The sequence below is a fragment of the Deinococcus aestuarii genome (genome assembly GCF_018863415.1).
Lineage (GTDB): Bacteria > Deinococcota > Deinococci > Deinococcales > Deinococcaceae > Deinococcus > Deinococcus aestuarii.
This window is the reverse complement of sequence record NZ_JAHKSN010000007.1, coordinates 34996-50985: the sequence shown is the minus strand read 5'-3', so window position 1 is coordinate 50985 and position 15990 is coordinate 34996. Positions and strand designations below refer to the sequence as shown.

Sequence of the window (15990 nt, the reverse complement as noted above, 5' to 3'; positions counted from 1 at the left end):
CTAGAACACCACCGTCTTGTTCCCGTACACGAGCACCCGGTCTTCCACGTGGGCCTTCACCGCCCGGGCGAGGACCTGACGCTCCACATCGCGGCCCAGGCGCATCAACGTGTCGGGCGTCTCGCGGTGGGTCACGGGAATCACGTCCTGGGCGATGATCGGCCCGGCGTCGAGTTCCTCGGTGACGTAGTGGCTCGTCGCGCCGATGAGCTTGACGCCCCGGTTGAAGGCCGCACGGTAGGGATTGGCGCCGATGAAGGCGGGCAGGAAGGAGTGGTGGATGTTGATGACGGGCCGTCCGAAGCCGTTCAGAAAGTCGCCCGAGAGAATCTGCATGTAGCGGGCGAGCACGGCGAAGTCGGCGTCGGCCTCCCGCATCAACCGGACCTGCTCGGCCTCGGCCTCGGCCTTGTTCTCCTTCGTCACGGGCACGACGTGGAAGGGGATGCCGAACATCTCCGCGTCCCGGCGCAGGTCCTCGTGGTTGGAGATGATCAGGGGCAGGTCCACGTTCAGCTCGCCCCGCCGCTTGCGCCACAGCAGGTCGAGGAAGCAGTGGTCGTATCGGCTCACCAGGATCGCCATGCGCTTGGGCTGGGTGGTGTAGCCGAGCCGCCAGTCCATCCCGAAGGGCTCGGCGACGACGTGCGCGAAGGCCCGCTCGAAGGGGCCGCGCGCGAGGTCGAGGCCGTCGAGGTGAAACTCCATCCGCATGAAGAAGGTGCCGCCCGCGGGATCGGTGGAGTGCTGGTCAGAGTGGATGATGTTCGCCCCGTGGTTGTGGAGAAACTGCGAGACGGCGGCCACGATGCCCCCCCGGTCCGGGCAGGTGATGGTGAGGGTGGCGGTGTTGAGCGGATCGAGCGCGGCCGTCATGTCCGGGCCAGGATAGCGGTCGGGGGGCGGTGCTAGGCTCGGGCGCGTGCAGACCAATCCAGCGGCCCCTCCCCTGAAGTACGACCCCGAGCGTCACGCCGCCCTGCTCGCCGATTACTGCCTCACGGCGGGGGCGGGGGAACGGCTCCTCGTCGCGGGGGGCGCCGAGGCCGTCCCCCTCGTGCGGGAGGTGACGCGGGCCCTCCTGAAACGCGGCGCCCGTCCGGTGGTCCGGCTCGACTACCCGGGGCAGGATGACGACTTCGCGGCCTTCGGGCAAGGCGACGTGCTCGACCAAACCCACCCCGCCGACCTCGCGGACGTGGAGGCGCTCGACGGCAGCCTGCGTATTCTGACGCCGGAGCCGGACACGGACGGGAACGCCGCCGGACTCGCCCGCCTGATCGCCGCCCGCGCGCCCATCGCCGCCGCACGCGCGAGGAAGAAGTGGAGTCTCACCCTCTACCCCACTACGCACGCTGCCGCTCAGGCGGGGATGACCCCGGAGGAGTTCGGCGCCTTCGTCATGCGCGCGATGTTCCTCGACCGCCCCGACCCGGTGGCCGCGTGGGGCGAGGTGCGGGAGAAACAGGCCCGCCTCATCGAACGCCTGATCCGCGCCGACCGGGTGCGGATCGAGGCGCCCGGCACCGACCTCACCCTGCGCGTGGGGGGCCGGACGTGGGCCAACAGCGACGGCAAGCGCAACATGCCCAGCGGCGAGGTGTTCACCGGACCCATCGAGGACAGCGCGCAGGGTGTGGTGACCTTCAGCGTCCCGGCGGGCTACAGCGGGCGGATGGTGCGCGGCGCCCGGCTCGTCTTCCGGGCGGGCGAGGTCGTGGAGGCGACCGCGGACGAGGGCGGGGACGTGCTGCGGGCGGCCCTCGCCACCGATCCCGGCGCGCGGCGGCTCGGGGAACTCGGCATCGGCACGAACGAGGGCATCCAGACGCCGACCGGCAACATCCTCTTCGACGAGAAGATCGGCGGCACCGTCCACCTCGCCCTGGGCCGCTCCTACCCCGAGACAGGCGGCGTGAACGGGAGCGCAATCCACTGGGACCTCATCACCGACCTGCGGGCGGGCGGGCGGTTGAGCCTGGACGGGGAGGTCGTGCAGGAGGGGGGGCGGTTCATCGGGTGAGCCGACGGGGTGCGGGACTTTTCGCGGCGGGGCTGGGCTTCCTGGCCGGGTTGCTCGTCGCCTGCCTCCTCTTCGCCGTGCTGGTCGCACCGAAAAAGCGCGTCGTGGCCCGGTGGGATGCGCCGGGTGGCGTCTATCACGCGCTGATCGTGGACGACGGCCCGAGTCCCGCCGCCCTGTTCGGCTCCCTCCACCGTTGGCGGCTGTACCTGGGGCGTGACGCCGAGCGGCCGAGCTACGGCCACTTCGTCAGCCTGCCCGAGCTTCCCGACCTGTACGGGCAGGACGGCTCGAAATGGCAGGAGAGCCGCGTGAACTGGACGCCCGGCGGGGTGCGGTTCACCTTCTGGACGGGGCATGAGCTGTTCGTTCCAGGGCGAGCTTATGAGAACGGTCGCTGAGGAGGTTTGCGGGTGACACGAACCCTGATCACCGGCATGTCGGGCACAGGGAAGACCTCCGTGATCGAGGAACTGTCCCGTCGCGGGTTCACCGCCGTCGACACCGACTCGGACGAATGGTGCGAGTGGACGGTCGGGCAGGTGAGCGGCGAGTCGGGCCGCGAAACGGCGGAACCCGACTGGATTTGGAGGGAGGACCGGATGTCGGACCTCCTCGCCTCGCCGCGCGATCAGCCCCTCTTTGTCTCCGGCTGCAAGACCAACCAAGGCAAGTTCTACGACCGCTTCGAGCACGTCGTTCTGCTCAGCGCTCCGCCCGAGGTCATGTTGGAGCGCATCGCAAGACGCACCAACAACCCTTACGGCAAGAGCCCGGAGGACCGCCGCCGCATCCTCCAGCACGTCCGCTTCGTCGAACCGCTGCTCCGGCGACGGGCAACTGCCGAGCTGGACACGTCGCTCATGACGGTGGCGGAGGTCGTGGACCGGCTTTTGGCTCTGACAATTCGACGTTCTGAGGCGTGAACCGTCTAACCGATCACCTTCCGCACCGTCTCCCTCCACCCCGGCGGGTACATCACGGCGAATTCCCCCTGGTGGTCAGCCCACACGCGGCCGAAGTCGGCGTAGCTCATCAGGACGTAGCCCAGCAGGGGGTCCATCAGGTACACCTGTTCGCGGGCGTCGTCGTAGCCGGTCACGACCCGCCAGTGGGGGATGATTTGCGTCGGCGTGACGTGCGATTGCAGGGCGATGAGCGGCACGCGGGCGCGAATGGCCGCACGCACGGTCTGGAGCGAACCGCCCCGGTACAGCCGCGCTTCCAGGCCGACCCTCGGCGCGAAGTCCACGATGGCCTGCGCCGTCATGTAGGACCGCTCGGTCGGGCGGGTCAGGCGGCTCACGTCGGCGAGGGCGACGTTGATTCCGAAGTAGCCCAGCACCTGCGTGATGCTCGCTGGGCCGCAGGCGTTGTAGGTCTGGCGGATCAGGGGCATCCCGGAGAGGACGTAGCCTGCCGGAGCCTGGGACGGGGCCGCCTGGGCGCCGCCGAGCAGGGAGGCGAGGAGAAAGGGCAGCAAGACGCGCACGGGCGCAGCATGGCCCAGCGACTCTGACGGAACGTTTACTGCCCTCAGCCCTTGTCCCTCGTGCTGGGGAGCGAGTTATTCAGAGCGTCCCCGGCGGCAACAGAACGCCGATTACAAGAGCGAGGACGCTGCCGCCCATCCCAATGGTCAGCTTCCAGCGTAGGGGGAGGATCATAATGGCGAGGCCCAGCCACAGGAACATCGCAGCAACTCCAAGTTGCAGGAGGACACCACCAAGAGACGACTCCTGACCCAAACCACTTAACGACACAAGGCCATAGAAGCCTGTGTAAACCAAGATTCCGCCTCCCAATTGCATCACCCAGGGCGCCTCCTCCCGCATCGGCCTCGGCGGTGGCAAGGGCTTGGACACAACCTTCACCGACCTGTCCCGCCTTTTGAAGACTCCAAAACCCAGCGTGAAACCGCAAACGAGGGCCGTGACACTGTTGAAGAGCAGAAGGTCAGGTCCTCCCGGAACGCCCAGCAGCAGCCCCCAGACACTCGCCACGCACGCCAGCAGGAGCAAAACCATACCGACGCGCTGCCCGGTCGAAGGCGGGCTCAGCGGAACACGGGCCACCAGCAGGGCGCCCAGGAAGCAGGCGAGGTAGACGAGAACCTCTCTCGATTCCATGCGTCCAGCGTAATCAGGGACTACTTCAAGCTTCTGACTCTTCCTCGAGCGGCGCAAATAGTCGTTCCAGATCGCCCGTCGTCAGTTGCGTCGCGCTCGTCAGCCCGCCATCCAACACTCCTTGGGCCAGCGCCGCCTTCCTGTTCTGGAGGTCGAGAATGCGCTCCTCCACGCTGCCCGCCGCGATCAGCTTGTAGACGAAGACGGGCTTGTCCTGCCCGATGCGGTAGGCGCGGTCGGTCGCCTGGTTCTCGGCGGCGGGGTTCCACCACGGGTCGAGGTGAATCACGGTGTCGGCGGCGGTGAGGTTCAAGCCCACGCCCCCCGCCTTGAGGCTGATCAGGAAGACGGGCACCTCGCCCCGCTGGAAGCGCTCGATCTGCGCCGCCCGGTTCTTCGTCTGCCCGGTCAGCTTGGCATACCCGATGCCGAGGCCAGTCAGCGTGTCCTCCAGCAGGCCAAGCAGCGTGGCGAACTGGGAGAAGATCAGGACGCGGCGGCCCTCCTCGACCATCTGGGGGAGGTTCCCCGTCAGCCAGTCGAGCTTGGCGCTGCCCCTCACCCGGCGGGCGGTCTCCAGCTTGACGAGCCGGGGATCGGTGACGGCCTGCCGTAATTTCAACAGCGCGTCGAGGATGGCGACGGTAGAGCGGGCCAGCCCCCGGGCGTCGAGTTCCTCCCGCACCCGTTCGAGCATGGTCACCCGCACCGTCTCGTAGAGGTCGCGCTGGTCGCCGTCGAGGGTGACGCGCACCGGGATTTCTGTCTTGGGCGGCAGTTCGGAGGCCACGTCCCGCTTCTCGCGCCGCAGGATGAAGGGTTTGACGCGGGCGGCGAGGGCAGCCTGACGCGCCCGGTCCCCCTGCTTCTCGATGGGCGTGCGGTACAGCTCGCGGAAGGTCCGCTCGTCGTGCAGCAGCCCCGGCGTCAGGAAGTTGAACTGCGACCACAGCTCACCGAGGTGGTTTTCCAGCGGCGTGCCGGTGAGGGCGAGGCGGTGGCGTGCTTTGAGTGCCCCGGCGGCCTTCGCGGCGGCGCTCCTGGGATTTTTGATGTTCTGCGCCTCGTCGAGGACGAGAAGGTGGAAATCGTGTTCCCGCAGGGCCTCAACGTCGCGCGGCAGCAGGGGGTAGGTGCTCAGCACGAGGTCGTGGTCGGGGATGCGACCAAAGTCTTCTTTCCGGCTAGGGCCGTGCAGGGTGAGCACCTTGAGATTCGGCGTGAAGCGGGCCGCCTCCGCGCGCCAGTTGCCGAGGACGCTGGTGGGCGCGACGACGAGGCTGGGGCGGTCGGCACGTCCTTCCTCCTTCTCGGTCTGGAGGTGGGCGAGGGTTTGAAGGGTGTTGTGGGTGACGATGTAGCCCTCCGTCACGTAGAGGTGATCGGGGGCGGCGACGGCGATGCATTGCGCCTCTTTGATGCCGACAAACTCTATTCGGCGAATTCCTCTTGTGGGCGGATACTTGGTCGGGCGGCGGTAGGCGGCCAGTTTCTCGGGCAGCCGGAATGGGTCAAGGTGCGGCGGCAGCTTGAGGGTGACGCGCCACGCCAGACCCTCGCGGCGCTCTCCCAGGTAGGTGTAGCTTGTCCGCTTCCGCCGGATGCGCGCCGTGCCTCCCAGGGATTGCGTCAATTCGACCACGCCACGTGCCAGGGCCTCGGAGACGCTGGTGTACTCCACGACCTCGCCCGCGTAGCCGTCCGTGTCCAGAAGTCCTTGCAGGAGGGCGAGGCGTTGCTCGACGCTGCCCAGCAGGTAGGGGGCGGGGATGAACTTCTCACGGCTGCCGAGGCCGTGCAGCCCGAGCGCGCGGAGGGCGTCTTTCAGGGGATTGGGCGTCCAACGTCCCTCTGTGACCAGACGGTAGGTGCTGACCTTGTGACTCAGCCGTTCAACCAGACGGGGGGAAACGCCCTGCGGGAGCGCCAGCGATCCAACCAACTCGTCCTCGGAGGAGACTTCAACGCTGTACCTCAAGCAACCGTCCCCCAGCAGCGCCCCCAGGGTGTACGGATCGACGGGCAGGTCGCGCTGGGCGAAGCGTACGGGCTCCACCATCGGGACGTAGTGCTTGAGGTTCCCGGCAGCGTCCGCCAGGTCACTCATGATCTGCTTCGTCGTGAGCACCCGCTCGGGCAGACCCCGCCGCTTGCGAACAGGAGTGTTAACAGCCCACAGATGCTCCTCGTCCACCTCCACGCTCGCCCCGTCCGTCAGCGTCACACGGGAGATGGGCCGTTCGCCCTGTGGGTAGACGCCGATCACCTGCGTCGGCCTCCCATTCCGCCCGATCACGAAATCCCCGACCTGAAGGTCACCCATCCGCGTCCAGCCCGAGGGAGTCAACACCTGAGCATCGAGCGGCTGGGCCTTCCCCAGCCCCATGTCGTCCGCCAGAATCCCCCCCAGGTCGTACTCGCGCAGGAATTGCAGCCACGACAGCCCCTGGCGCTGGTAGGGGCGCAGCTCGGCCCGCAGCCCCCCGGGCGGGTCCACCTCCGTCACCCCCCGGAAGGAGCGCAGGCGGCGCCCGAGGTCGAGCAGGCGGTCGGCCCCCAGCCAGCGGGCCTGCAACGCCTCATCCAGCGCGGCGAGGCGGGCCGCGTCGAGGAGGGGCAGTTTGAGGGGGCCCTCGGGCAGCTCGCGCAGGTGGAGTTCGACGAGCACGCTAAGGATCGCCCGCACCCGTCCGGCGGGCAGGGCGAGGCGGCGCCCGTCGGGGAGGCGGGCGGCGATCACGTCGTCATCCCCCAAGGTAGCGAGGGCTTCCGGCGTGAACAGTTCCGGCCGCTCGGCGATCAGCGAGACCAGGATGGGGATGAGGCTCAGCCGCTCGCCGTCCACCACGACCCCGAGTTCGAGGGTGAACCAGCCGCCCTCGTCCCCGGCCTCGCCATACCAGTCCTCGACCTCGGCGTAGCGATAGGGGAAGCTGGGGGCGACCTCCACCCGGAAGCCCCTGGCCTCCAGCTTCGGGACCTCGGTGGTGAGGAAGCGTTGCCACTCGGCCTCACCCACGAAGGCGTAGAGGTTGGCGGCCTCGGGATGCTCCACATGGTCGCCGCGCGGTTGGAGGCTCTGGAGGCGCTTGAGCCCAGTCCGGGTGACCTGCCCCGCGCTGCGCTTCTCGGCGGCGGGATCGCGCCCGCGCAGGTACAGCACGCCGTCCACGTACTTCTGCCGCTCGACCGGCAGGGATTCGCCGTCGTAGAGGTGGGTGAGGTGGGCGACGCCGAGGGTCCGTTCCTCCGTCTGGGTGCGCCAGCCCTTGCGGCGGCTCACCGTCACCCGCTCCTCGCGCAGGGTCAGGAGCGGCTGGTACTCGGCGGAAAGGCGCCGCACCCGGACGGGCCGGGGCAGGGGCAGCGCGTCTCCCAACGCGGGGAAGCTCCCCCGCAGGGCCTCGGCGAATCCGGCCGCCTGCGCGGGCGGTACGGGCGGGACGTGCAGGAAGGCATTTTCCAGGGCCGGGGGCAGGGCGGAGGTGACGCGGCCCAGCTCCACCCTCCGCTCGTCCGCGTACCAGCGCGGCGAGACGGGCAGCACGCGCACACCGGGCGGAAGGCTGAGGGTGGGCCGCTGCACCCCGCCCGCGTCCATCTGCCAGCCCAGGACGGTGGGCCGCTCGGGGCCGGGGGTGAGGGGTCTCGCCTCCCCGTTCCAGTACAGGCGGCCCGTGTCCAGCAGGCGGGCGAGCAGGGTGTCGGTGAGCGGGTGGTCGCCCAGATACCATGCCTCGTCACCCCCCACGACGCCGCTCTCGCCGCCCAGGGCGAGGACGGTCAGCACGTCGCGGTCGGGGGCGGCGAAGCGGGGCAGGCCGTCCCCATCACTCCGGTTCCAGCGCAGGGCGTGGGGGAGAGGAAAGACCGAGAGGGCGTGCAAGGCGCCCCGTTCCAACTCGCGGGTGGCCCGCCGCACCTTGAGCGTCAATGTCTCGCGCGCCGTGCGGGGCCGCAGGGTCACGCTGAGGTCGTACTTGAGGGTGAGGGGGCTCCTCTCCCCCGGCCCCTCCCCCGTCAACTCGGAGGCCGCCGTCAGCCACTGCCGCAGCGGGCTGGCGAGGGGGACGGCGGGGACCTCCTCGTCGGGGAGGTTTTCGGGCGTGGGCAGCTCGTCGGGCTGGACGGGGCTGGGTTCCGCACGCGCTGGAAGCGGGGCCGCCGTCCCCCCCACCCGCTCCAACTCGCGTTCCAGCGCCGGACTGAGCAGGGCGCGGGCGAGGTGCGGGCAGCCCTTGCGCCCGCACCCGCACTCGCCCCCCGTGAAGATGCCCGCCGGATTCAGCCGGAAGGTGGAGCGGTAGAGCTGGCCCTTGTCCCGGACCTGGGCGCTCCCCTGAAAACCGAGGGCCGTGCGGTTCAGGTTCAGCTCGGCCACGTCCCCGACGTTCAACTTCAGCGCCGCGCTGACGGCGGGCAGGCTGAAGAAGGCGGGCGGCACCCGGTCCAGATTCATGCGCCTAGACCCGCGTGAGGTCCCTCGGCAGCGGCAGGAACTCGATCTCCGGGTGCTGCTCGGCGGTGTAGTCGAGGTCGTACCGGCTGCGGAAGAGCATCACCGGGCGCCCCTGGTCGTCCTCCACGTGCCGGGCGAAGCGGGCCACGCTCCCCGCGTCCCCGGCCAACCAGCGGACGAGCTGGTAGGACGTGACGTGCATCTCCACCTCCACCCCGTACTCCTCGGCGAGGCGGGCCTGGAACACCTCGAACTGGAGGGGACCGACCGCGCCCAGGTAGGGGTCACGCGCCCCGTCCGTCGGGTAGAAGACCTGCACGACGCCTTCTTCCGCAAGCTGGGTCAGGCCCTTCATGAACGCCTTGCGCTTGCCCACGTCCCTCAGGCTGATGGTGGCGAAGGTCTCCGGCGTGAAGCGTGGGAAGGAGGGCAGTTGCACCTTGGGGTCCACGCTCACCACGTCGCCGATCTGGAAGACGCCGGGGTTCACGAGGCCCACGATGTCACCGGGGTACGCCTCCTCCACCTTCTCGCGGTCCTGGGCGAAGAGGGTGTGCGCCTGGGAAAGCCGCAGCTTGCGCCCCGTACGCGTGTGCGTCACGTCCATGCCGCGCTCGAAGTGTCCGCTCATCACCCGCATGAAGGCGGTGCGGTCGCGGTGCTGCTTGCTCATGTTGGCCTGGAGCTTGAAGACGAAGCCCGCAAAAGGGGCGTCCGGGTCGCGCTCGCCCACGTTCGTCTCCACCGGGCCGGGCGGCGGCGCGAGGTCCACGAAGTTGGCGAGGAAGTGCTCCACCCCGAAGTTGTTCATCGCCGAGCCGAAGAAGACGGGGGTGAGTTCGCCGGACAGGAAGTCGGCGGGGTCGAACTCCGGCATCGCGCCCTGGATGAGTTCCACGTCCTCCCGCAGCTTCGCGGACAGGTCGGGGCCCACAAGTTCGACGAGCTTCGGGTCGTTCAGGCCCGCCGTCTGCACGGGCGCGCGGTGTTTGCCGCCCGAGGTGCGCTCGAAGGTGAGAACCTGGCCGGTCTGGAGGTCGTACACGCCCTTGAAATCGGGGCCGTCGCCGATGGGCCAGGTCAGCGGGACGGCGGTGATCTTGAGCGTCCCCTCCACCTGGGAGAGCAGGTCGAAGGGGTCGAGCGCCGGGCGGTCCATCTTGTTCACGAAGGTGAGGATGGGGATGCCCCGGTTGCGGCACACGGCGAAGAGTTTCTCGGTCTGCGTCTGCACCCCGCGCGCCGCGTCGAGGACCATCAGGGCGGAGTCGGCGGCGGTGAGGGTGCGGTAGGTGTCCTCCGAGAAGTCCTGGTGGCCCGGCGTGTCGAGGAGGTTGATGTGCCTGCCCCCGTACTCGAAGGTCAGCGCCGAGCTTGAAATCGAGATGCCGCGCTGCTGCTCGATGCTCATCCAGTCGGATTTGGTGTGCGAGCGGCCCTCCTTGGCGGTGACGGACCCGGCCTCCTGGATGGCGCCTCCGTACAGCAGCAGCTTCTCGGTGATGGTGGTCTTGCCCGCGTCGGGGTGGGAGATGATGGCGAACGTCCGGCGACGCGCGATCTCGTTCATGAGTTCTGGGGTGGTCATGGTGGGGACTCCTGCGGGCGGCGAAGAGGCGCGGCCCGGACGAAACAGGGGAAAAAGACTGCGCGCACCTGCGACTCACGCTTACGGGGGCGGGAGGAGGAGCGTCATCCCTCCATGATACCGCTCCCGGCACGCTGTGGGGGCGCTTGTCTCTCTATGCGCCTCTTCCCCGCTGAGCCGAATGGGAAAGGGTCTGTGTACCAGAGCTGTGTACACTGCGTCATGCCCCACAACCCTGCCCGCGCGTTGTCCCGGGTCCTCCAGGCCGGGCTGTTCGGCCTCACGCTGCTGGGCTCGGCGCTGGCCGCGACGACCCAGCCGTTCGTGATGCTGCCGCAGAACATCGAGAAGCAGCAGACCAAACGCAGCTCCGTGCAAAAAGACGCCAGGGGCAACCTGCACGCCGTGTACAGCACGCTGGACGGCGACGTGCGCTACGCGACCTGCAAAGGCGCCTGCACGTCGGAGGGCGCCTGGAAATCCGAGCGGATCACCTGGACGCCCAATCTGCCCCCGGACGGGTTCGTCGTCCCCAAGCTGAGGGTGGCCCCCGACGGCAGCCTGCACCTGGGCCTCTACGTGAACACCAGCGGCCTCATGACCGAGCAGGGCAAGGTCTACTACGTGCGCTGCACCTCGGGCTGCCTGAAGGAACCGAACTGGAAGCTGGTCGACGTGACCACGCGGTACTACAAGCTGGCCCCCCCGCTGGACAGCGAGTGGTTTACCCTGGACCCGCAGGGCCGCCCGCGCCTGGCCTTCGTGGACAACATCGGCGCGGACCTCTCGGACCGGATCGGTGCCCCGAACGCAAAGGCGCTGTGGATAGGCTGCGACCGCGCCTGCACCACCGCGCCCGCCTGGAAGACCGCCGTGCTGGACTTGCCCCCCCTCGGCGGGTCCGGGGCGACCACCCTGACTTACGACGCGCGGGGCGTGGCGCACCTGCTCGCGTACTTCCGCACGCCCGACGAGGCGAACACCGAGCTGTTCTACTTCCAGTGCGCGCAAAACTGCCAGGAGGCCCGCAACTGGAGCCAGCGGATCGCGCTCGCCAGCGACCTGTACAGCCCGGACATAGCGCGCTCGTGGAGCGTGTCCGTGACGCCCCAGGGGGCCCTGTACGTGCCCGTCTACCTCGGCAGCACGCTGACCAGGAAGGGGCGCGAGGAGCTGGTCCTCCTCTCCTGCACCCGGAACTGCACCACCCGGAGCGGCTGGCAGCGCGTGAGCCTGCGCCAGGCGGCGGGGATTCCGGCCTCCGTCCTGAGTTTCGGCGCGGGCGTGGACAGCGAGCTCGTGGGGAACAAGCTGATCTTGTCCTTCACCGCCCGGCTCCGGACCCAGCCCGCGGCCACCGAGGTGATGAAGCTGACGTGCCAGGGCGACTGCGGCGCGAAGACCGCCCGCTGGACGAGGAGCACCGCCGCCTCCACGACGACGTTCAAGCTGCCGAACCGGGGCAACTGCCTGTTCGTCGGAACGGGCGTGGAGCCCCATACCGACGTGACCTCCGACGGGCGCGTCACCTTTACCATCGCGCCCACCTGGGGCTGCAAGGGGACCGATTACATCGTGTACCGCGGTGGGAATCCGGAGTACCGGTCGTACTCGGACATGAAGTGGCTGAACTACGTGGTGATCAGCCGCTGACAGCTCGCCGCCGGTACGCCCCCAGCAGCGCGTCCAGCGTTCCCAGCCGCGTCCCGATGAGCTGTCCCGGATCGCGGTTGTAGCCGCCCGCCATGACCGTCACGAGGGGGACGCGCGCCCGGGCGGCCCAGCGGAAGACCCGCTCGTCGCGCTCCCGGACCCCGGCGGGCGTGAGGGCCAGCTTGCCGAGCTGATCCCCCTCCAGCACGTCGGCCCCCGCGAGGTAGAAGGCGAAGTCGGGGCGGAAGGCGAGGGCGGCGGGGGCCACCCGTTCGTCCAGCGCGGCGAGGTAGGCGGCGTCCCCGGTGCCGTCGGGCAGGGCCACGTCCAGATCGCTCCGCTCCTTCTGGAAGGGGTAGTTGTTCGCCCCGTGGACGCTGACGGTCAGGGCGCGGGGTTCGTCCGCGAGCATGGAGGCCGTGCCATTTCCCTGATGCACGTCGAGGTCGAGGATCAGGAGGCGCGCCGCGTGCCCGTGATCGAGAAGCCAGCGCGCGGAGATCACCACGTCGTTGAGGAACGAAAAGCCCTCCGCGCGGTCGCGGTAGGCATGGTGCGTCCCGCCGCCCAGATTCACGCCGAAGCCGTGGCTCAGCGCGTCCCGTGTGGCGGCCAGGGTCGCGCCGCTGCTCGCCAGACCGCGCCCCACGACCGCCGGGCTCCAGGGAAAGCCGAGGGCGCGTTCCTCCGCCCGCGTCACCTCCCCCCGCCGCCAGCGGGCGAGGTAGCCAGGGTCGTGGACCCGTTCGGCGAGCGCCCAGTCGATGAGGGGCGCGTCGAGAAGGGGAAGGCGTTCGGCGGCCCCGGCGAGCAACCGTTCGAGGAATTCGCGGGGGAGGAACTGCCTGCGGGGCGGCGGGGTGCCCGCGTAGGCCGCCTGGCGAAAGGCGGTCCAGGCGCGGGGGAAGGGGAGGGTCACGGCCACAGGCTACGGCGTGCGGCTAAGCTGGCGGGGTGAGTGGCTTGATGGAACGGCTCGGCCTGCGCGTCCCCGTCGTGCAGGCCCCGATGGCAGGCGGGCCGACCACCCCGGAACTCGTGGCGGCGGTGTCGGAGGCGGGCGGGCTGGGCAGCCTGGGCGCGGCCTACCTGACGCCGGGGCAGATCGCGGAGGCGGGGACGGCGGTGCGGGCACGGACGGAGCGGCCCTTCGCGGTCAACCTCTTCATCCCCGAACCCCTCGCGGGTGTGACGGAAGCGGAGGTGGCGGCGGCGGTCGCCGAACTCGCGCCGCTGCACGAGGAACTGGGGCTGGCACCGCCGAGCCTTCCCGGACAGGTGCGGGAGGACTTCGGGGCGCAGTTCCGGGCGGTGCTCGACCTGCGGCCCGCCGTCTTCTCCTTCGCGTTCGGTCGGCTGGGGGCAGAGCAGAGAACGGCTCTGCGGGACAGAGGCATCCTCGCCGTCGGCACGGCGACCGGAGTGGAGGAGGCTCAGGCCCTTGAGGCGGACGGGGTGGACGCCGTGGTGGTCCAGGGTGGCCCGGCGGGCGGACACCGGGGCGGCTGGGCGCACGACGAGGTGGCGGACACCCTGAGCCTGACCCGGGCGGTCGTGAACGCGGTCGAGGTCCCGGTCGTCGCGGCGGGGGGCCTGATGGACGCGGCGGGCGTCCGGGCGGCGCGGGCGGCGGGCGCGAGCCTCGCCCAGTGCGGCACCGTCTTTCTGAGGGCGACCGAGGCGGGCACCTCCGCCCCGTACCGCGCGGCCCTCGTCTCGGCGGGACCGGGAGACACGACCCTCACCCGGGCCTTCAGCGGCCGGGCGGCGCGCGGCCTCGCCAACCGGGTGACCGGGGCGGTGGGGCACCCTCTCCCCTTCCCCCTCCAGAACGCGCTGACCCGTGATCTGCGCGCCGCCGCCGCGCGGGCAAGGCGGCCCGAATTCCTGAGCCTCTGGGCGGGCGAGGGCGTCCACCTCGGGTGGGACGGGACGGCGGCGGCGATTCTGGGGAGCCTGTGGCCCTGACCGTCACCCTCCGCCCCCTGCGTCCGGGCGACGAGGAAGCCGCCGTGCGCTGGGCCGCCGACCCCGAGTTCTGCCGGGCGGCGGGGTGGACGCCGGGCCTGGCGCCGCGCCTCGTGCGCGCCCACTGGCGGCCCATCGTGGCGGGGCTGGAGCCGGACTTCCTGCGGCTGGGCGTCGAGGCGGGCGGGCGGCTCGTGGGGTACGTGGACCTGGCGGAGCTGACGCCCACCTCGGGCCAGTTCGGGATCGGGATCGGGGAGCGGGCGCTGTGGGGGCGGGGCGTGGGGCGGGCGGCGGGGGAACAGATGCTCGCCCTCGCCTTCGGGCCGCTGGGGCTGGCGACCGTCACCGCGCAGGTGTACGCGCCCAACCTCCGCTCGCACGCGCTGATGCGCCGCCTGGGCCTGCGGGAGACCGGACGCGGCGAGCCGGAAGCGTACCGGGGCGAACTCGTGGAGGTCGTGCGGTACGCGCTGACCCGCGGGGAGTGGACCGTCACCCCTGGCCGTTTGGAGGGGAAGGGGTCCTCACCGTTCGGGTGAAGCGGTGTCCGGGCGCATCGGCGCACCCTGGGGGCATGACCACCTTCTCTGAACTGTCCAGCCAGATCGCCGACGCCGTAGAACAGGCCGCCGCCAGCGTCGTCACCGTCCACGGGGCCCGGCCCATCAGCGGCACGGTCGTGGGGGCCGAGCAGGTCCTGACCGTCGCGCACGTTCTGCACGCCGACGACCTCAGCGTCCGCACCCCGGACGGCGGCACCCTGGCGGGGGCGGTCGTGGGCCGCGACCCGGGCAGCAACCTGGCCCTGCTGAAGGTGCCGGGGCTCAGCGTGCCGCCGCTCGCGCCGGGTGCGGGGGGGCGGGTGGGCGAACTCCTCCTCGCGGTGGGCCGCCCGCCGCACGGGGTCCAGGCCACCCTGGGCCTGATGGAACGCGCCGCGCCCCGGCGGGGCTGGCTGACGACCGGCGCCGCCCCCTTCCCGGGCGTGAGCGGCGGGGCCCTGGTGGACGCGCGGGGCGGGCTCGTCGGCGTGCTGAACGCGGGCGAGCTGCGCGGCACGCTGCTCGCCGTCCCCGCCGAGCGGGCCATGCGGGTGGCCGACCTCCTCGCCACCACCGGCCGGGTGCCGCGCGGGTACCTCGGCGTCGCCACCCAGCCCGTCCACCTGCCGGAAGGACGCGACCCGGAGGAGGGCGCCCCGGACGACCGGCGCGGCGACCGGCGTGAAGGGCGCGCGCGCGACTTCGGGGGCCGGGGACCCGGCGGGCGCGGGCGCTGGGGACGCGGCGGGCCCCGGGGACGGCTGGGCCTGACCGTCGTGCAGGTCGAGGAGGGCAGCCCCGCCCAGCAGGCCGGGCTGCGGGTCGGCGACATCCTCCTCGCGCTGGGCGGCGAGGGTGTGCGTCACCCGCGCGAACTGCTGGAACGAGTCCGGGACCTCGCCGGGCAGACCGTCACCGCCCGCGTCCTGCGCGGGGGCGAGGAGACGGACGTGACGCTCACGGTCGGGGAACGCTGAGCCTCCCCTTACCATCGGGTATGTCTCCCGTTCCCCTTCCGTCCGTGCGGGTGGCCCTGCGCTCGCCCGCGCTGGCGGCGGGGGTGGCGGCCCTCCTGCGGGCGTTCGGGCTGACGGTGACGGACGGCGACGAGGCGGACGTGCTCATCGTGGACGACGGCTGGCTGGCCGACCCCGAGGCGCTCGCGGCGGAGCTGGAGGGAACGGCGGGGGTGGTGGCCCTGGGCTCCCGCGCCTGGGTGGGGGCGCTGCACGACCTCGCCCCGGACGGCTGGGCGGCGCTGGGGACCGACGCCACGCCCACCGAACTCCTCGCGGGCGTGCTCGCGGCGGCGGCGGGCCTGGCCGCCCTCCCCCCCGAGGAGGTCCTGACCGCCCGCGACGAGGCCGACGACCCGGGGCCCTCCCCCGAGGGCGTGACCCTCACTCCCCGCGAGCGCGACGTGCTCTCCCTCCTCGCCGCGGGGCTGAGCAACAAGCGCGCGGCCCGCGAACTGGGTGTCAGCGAGAGCACCGTCAAGTTCCACGTTCAGGCCGTGTACTCCAAGCTGGGCGTGCAGAGCCGCGCCGGGGCGGTGACGCGCGGGGTGCAACTCGGGCTGATCAGCGTGTAGACCGAGCGTGGGTCTGGAGCCTCGCCAGGCCCTG

The 15990-nt window shown here is 70.9% G+C and carries 14 protein-coding genes; 8 read left to right on the top strand and 6 right to left on the bottom strand.

Translation table 11 applies throughout. The features are described from left to right. Entirely contained in the window at positions 1 to 876 is an 876-nt protein-coding gene (purU, locus tag IC605_RS10730; RefSeq protein WP_216323191.1) for a formyltetrahydrofolate deformylase, read from the bottom strand. Positions 877 to 922: 46 nt separating this feature from the next. Between purU and IC605_RS10725 the strand changes: the two genes are divergently transcribed. From IC605_RS10725 to IC605_RS10715, 3 genes are read left to right on the top strand one after another with little or no spacing between them, the layout of a single operon-like run. Next, the gene (locus tag IC605_RS10725) at positions 923 to 2023 is read left to right on the top strand and encodes an aminopeptidase (RefSeq protein WP_216323188.1); all 1101 of its coding nucleotides are present in this window, start codon (positions 923 to 925) and stop codon (positions 2021 to 2023) included. After that, positions 2020 to 2424, top strand: a complete 405-nt coding sequence (locus IC605_RS10720; protein ID WP_216323185.1) for a hypothetical protein — start codon at positions 2020 to 2022, stop codon at positions 2422 to 2424. The genes IC605_RS10725 and IC605_RS10720 overlap by 4 nt, the downstream gene beginning before the upstream one ends. Before the next feature lie 12 nt (positions 2425 to 2436). Then, the gene (locus tag IC605_RS10715; protein ID WP_216323183.1) at positions 2437 to 2949 is read left to right on the top strand and encodes an AAA family ATPase; all 513 of its coding nucleotides are present in this window, start codon (positions 2437 to 2439) and stop codon (positions 2947 to 2949) included. A gap of 5 nt (positions 2950 to 2954) precedes the next feature. Here IC605_RS10715 and IC605_RS10710 read toward each other — a convergent pair whose 3' ends face one another. The 4 genes from IC605_RS10710 to IC605_RS10695 form a co-directional block, all read right to left on the bottom strand. Further along, complete coding sequence (locus tag IC605_RS10710) at positions 2955 to 3515, bottom strand: C39 family peptidase (protein ID WP_216323181.1); 561 nt, start codon at positions 3513 to 3515, stop codon at positions 2955 to 2957. Positions 3516 to 3594: 79 nt separating this feature from the next. Beyond that, positions 3595 to 4152, bottom strand: coding sequence for a hypothetical protein (locus tag IC605_RS10705; protein ID WP_216323179.1), 558 nt, complete (start codon positions 4150 to 4152; stop codon positions 3595 to 3597). 25 nt (positions 4153 to 4177) lie between these two features. Then, positions 4178 to 8611, bottom strand: coding sequence for an SNF2-related protein (locus tag IC605_RS10700; RefSeq protein ID WP_216323177.1), 4434 nt, complete (start codon positions 8609 to 8611; stop codon positions 4178 to 4180). Positions 8612 to 8615: 4 nt separating this feature from the next. Beyond that, positions 8616 to 10199: a peptide chain release factor 3 gene (locus IC605_RS10695; RefSeq protein WP_216323175.1), complete on the bottom strand. Its 1584-nt coding sequence runs from the start codon at positions 10197 to 10199 to the stop codon at positions 8616 to 8618. A gap of 222 nt (positions 10200 to 10421) precedes the next feature. On the opposite strand from IC605_RS10695, the gene IC605_RS10690 reads away from it, so the two are divergent. Continuing rightward, entirely contained in the window at positions 10422 to 11852 is a 1431-nt protein-coding gene (locus tag IC605_RS10690; RefSeq protein WP_216323172.1) for a hypothetical protein, read from the top strand. Here the strand turns inward: IC605_RS10690 and IC605_RS10685 are convergent. Continuing rightward, the gene (locus tag IC605_RS10685) at positions 11842 to 12771 is read right to left on the bottom strand and encodes a histone deacetylase family protein (RefSeq protein WP_216323159.1); all 930 of its coding nucleotides are present in this window, start codon (positions 12769 to 12771) and stop codon (positions 11842 to 11844) included. The two genes, IC605_RS10690 and IC605_RS10685, sit on opposite strands and share 11 nt — an antisense overlap. A 35-nt stretch (positions 12772 to 12806) precedes the next feature. Here IC605_RS10685 and IC605_RS10680 point away from each other — a divergent pair, with 35 nt between their 5' ends. The 4 genes from IC605_RS10680 to IC605_RS10665 are packed head-to-tail and all read left to right on the top strand — an operon-like array spanning position 12807 to position 15956. Continuing rightward, a complete protein-coding gene (locus IC605_RS10680; RefSeq protein ID WP_216323157.1) occupies positions 12807 to 13820 on the top strand; it encodes an NAD(P)H-dependent flavin oxidoreductase in 1014 nt (337 codons plus the stop codon). Further along, on the top strand, positions 13811 to 14362 hold the full coding sequence (locus IC605_RS10675; protein WP_343216579.1) for a GNAT family N-acetyltransferase: 552 nt from the start codon (positions 13811 to 13813) through the stop codon (positions 14360 to 14362). Before IC605_RS10680 ends, IC605_RS10675 begins: the two co-directional genes overlap by 10 nt. 35 nt (positions 14363 to 14397) lie before the next feature. After that, positions 14398 to 15342: a S1C family serine protease gene (locus IC605_RS10670; protein ID WP_216323155.1), complete on the top strand. Its 945-nt coding sequence runs from the start codon at positions 14398 to 14400 to the stop codon at positions 15340 to 15342. Between the two features lie 20 nt (positions 15343 to 15362). Continuing rightward, the gene (locus IC605_RS10665; RefSeq protein ID WP_216323152.1) at positions 15363 to 15956 is read left to right on the top strand and encodes a helix-turn-helix transcriptional regulator; all 594 of its coding nucleotides are present in this window, start codon (positions 15363 to 15365) and stop codon (positions 15954 to 15956) included. Positions 15957 to 15990: the final 34 nt, after the last annotated feature.